General features: G+C 40.2%; 2 protein-coding genes and 1 pseudogene. All 3 read left to right on the plus strand.

The window, feature by feature from the left end; all coding sequences use genetic code 11:
- Positions 1–378 (plus strand): annotated as a pseudogene (locus H5187_RS23495) (hypothetical protein); the annotation flags it as partial.
- Positions 375–674: a hypothetical protein gene (locus H5187_RS23500; protein ID WP_182798469.1), complete on the plus strand. Its 300-nt coding sequence runs from the start codon at positions 375–377 to the stop codon at positions 672–674. The pseudogene H5187_RS23495 and the gene H5187_RS23500, both read left to right, overlap by 4 nt.
- On the plus strand, positions 674–1,539 hold an 866-nt coding region (locus H5187_RS23505; RefSeq protein WP_182798470.1), incomplete at its 3' end, for a hypothetical protein. The genes H5187_RS23500 and H5187_RS23505, both read left to right, overlap by 1 nt.

The raw sequence follows: 1,539 nt of genomic DNA on the forward strand, positions 1-1,539 counted from the left end.
GATTTAGGCTTTAACACCCAATTTACGATGCAGTATTTAAAAGTATCCCCTTTCGGCGATTATATTTCTTTTTTATCAGAGGGGCTTGGATACCCTAAATATTACTGGGTTAATTTATCAGACCCAAGTAAGCGCATTACAAAACCTTTCAAAACAGGGGGTTATTTTTTCTCAGATAAAAAAAATAAAGTGTTAAGTCCCGCATCAAGAGATTCGACAGAGCTGATGGGGAACGGTCGTCCATACCCTGATTATTACTTTATAGAACTAGACTTAATTACTAAGCAAGAAAGAGAAATATTACTTAAAGAAAGTAATATTTGGGGCATGGGAACTATATATGTTTTTGGCGTGTTTAATATCAAGGATGAACAATGACAGAGCTATTGAATACAGGGCAATCTAGTTTTCCTAAAGCGTATTTACTCACGGGCTATGTTAATAGAGGCGAGCCAATCAGCAAGCTCACCCCGCTGTTTAACCGTGTGGTGGTGGCTGATAGCAATGAAGCCGCACCAATACTGTTAAGCAGTGATGAAGGTGCGGTGCTTGAGGCTGTTGATGACAAACAATTGACGACACGAACCCCGTTTCATGCCCAAAAAACTACCCCGTTCATGCTTCGCATTGCTGCCTCTACGACCAATTTACACCGTACAATCAAGGACTATTGATGTCATTAATCTCAGTAAAAAAATCTACGTTTAAATCGCTTTTAACCACGGGCTTGTTAACTAAGTCATTTTCACACTGCGCAGTAATAATGTTACTAAGTGTCGCTACATTGCAATTAACTGGCTGTGGTGATGACGTTAAACCGCCAGAAAAACAAGTTGTTGAAGAGCAACCCAGTCGATTTAGTAAAGATAAAATGGCGTATCGTCATACGTACCACCCTGAGTGGCCTAAAGAGGTGCGCAATGAGGTATATGGCGATAAAGAAACGTTTTCAACTCCGCGTATTTTATTTAACGCGAAAGTCGAGTGGATGAAAAAGAAAACGCTGTTCTCAGCACGCATGGATGGCTCTGATAGGCGCCGCATTATTCCTGAAAATGCCTTCGAAGGTAGAGGGCTTATTGGTAGCCACACGCCAAAGCGCTCTCCTGATAACCGGTACATTGCCTTATCCATGGATACAACAGAGCACGGTTTTACCCGCGAGCTGTGGGACACTAAAACCCAACAGTTTATTTTAATGAGCAAAGGCCATGGTTATGCTCATTTTAACTGGACTAAAGACAGTGAAAATGTGATTTTTTACGCCAGTGGTAAACATTATAACTACCACGTACCCACTAAAACACTTACTGAGCGGCCAATTATTTACTCTAATGGCTTGTTTTTATTGCCAGACGGTAAAACTTTTTTAGCCGATAAAAAAAATAAATACTGGTTACATGACTTTAATGGTGACGTGATTGAGAAGGTTGATTTAGGCTTTAACACCCAATTTACGATGCAGTATTTAAAAGTATCCCCTTTCGGCGATTATATTTCTTTTTTATCAGAGGGGCTTGGATACCCTAAATATTACTG

This window comes from Pseudoalteromonas sp. SG44-1 (assembly GCF_014164315.1).
GTDB lineage: Bacteria > Pseudomonadota > Gammaproteobacteria > Enterobacterales > Alteromonadaceae > Pseudoalteromonas > Pseudoalteromonas rhizosphaerae.